General features: G+C 59.4%; 1 protein-coding gene. It reads left to right on the forward strand.

All coding sequences use genetic code 11. The features are described from left to right. Nucleotides 1-106: 106 nt before the first annotated feature. Nucleotides 107-1054 (forward strand): IS30-like element ISAs2 family transposase, encoded by a 948-nt coding sequence (locus G5358_RS21210; protein ID WP_019706001.1) that lies wholly within the window; start codon nucleotides 107-109, stop codon nucleotides 1052-1054. Nucleotides 1055-1085 lie beyond the last annotated feature (31 nt).

The raw sequence follows: 1085 nt of genomic DNA on the forward strand, positions 1-1085 counted from the left end.
TCGGGAATTCAGATAATAAGTGCGACACTCATGGATGAATGGCGAGAGGTGGCCAACTGCTGATTGGTGGTACCCTTCTGCTCGCCAAAGTAAAAGCAGTATCACCATGAGCTATCAGCAGTTGACCGAGGGGCAACGATACCAGTTATCGGTGCTTCGCGCACAGGGGATGTCCATCCTTGCCACCGCACGCGCCATTGGCGTTCATCGCTCCACCCTCTACCGGGAGCTGCGTCGTAACGCCGGGCCGCAGGGCTACCAGCCAGACAATGCGCATCAGCACGCCACCCACCGACGGGCCAGTGCGGCCAAATCTCGGCTATCTGCCGATGTCATCCAGTTTGTCGAGCTGACACTCGCCTGGTGGTGGAGCCCGGAGCAGATAAGCGCGGTGGGCAAGCAGATAGGCCTCATGGTGAGTCACGAGTGGATATACCGCCATGTGGCCGCCGACAAAGCCCGGGGTGGCCAGTTGTACCGCCATCTGCGCCAGGGCCACAAGCGCTACCGCAAGGGGGCGAGCAGCCTGCGTTCTCCCATCAAGGAAGCCCGCTCTATTGATGAACGGCCGGCTATCGTCGATAGCCGGGAGCGGCTCGGTGATTGGGAGGCGGACACGGTGCTGGGCAAGCAAGGCACAGGTGCACTGGTCACCCTGGTGGAGCGCAAGAGCCGGCTCTATCTGGTCAAGCGGGTCGCGAGCAAACAGGCTGGGGTGGTGCGGGATGCGATAATCGAGATGTTAACGCCCTACATCGAGCAGGTGCATACCATCACCTTTGACAACGGCGGCGAGTTTGCCGAACACAAGGCGATAGAGGAAGCGCTGGGTGCCGAGACTTACTTTGCGCACCCTTACTCTTCGTGGGAGCGCGGTCTGAACGAGAACAGCAATGGGCTGTTGAGGCAGTTTATCCCAAAGGGAACAGACCTGAGAGAGGTCACGGACGAGGATGTCAGGAGAGCGGAGCAGTGGCTCAACCTACGACCTCGGAAATGTCTCGGATTCAGGCAGCCTGTCAAGGTATTCGAAGAGTACCGTCAGGCGGCATAGGCGAGTGTCGCACTTCGAAGTTGAATTCGCG

Origin of the sequence: Aeromonas sp. 604176 (genome assembly GCF_049170755.1) — a bacterium.
In the GTDB taxonomy this organism is placed as follows: domain Bacteria; phylum Pseudomonadota; class Gammaproteobacteria; order Enterobacterales; family Aeromonadaceae; genus Aeromonas; species Aeromonas veronii_A.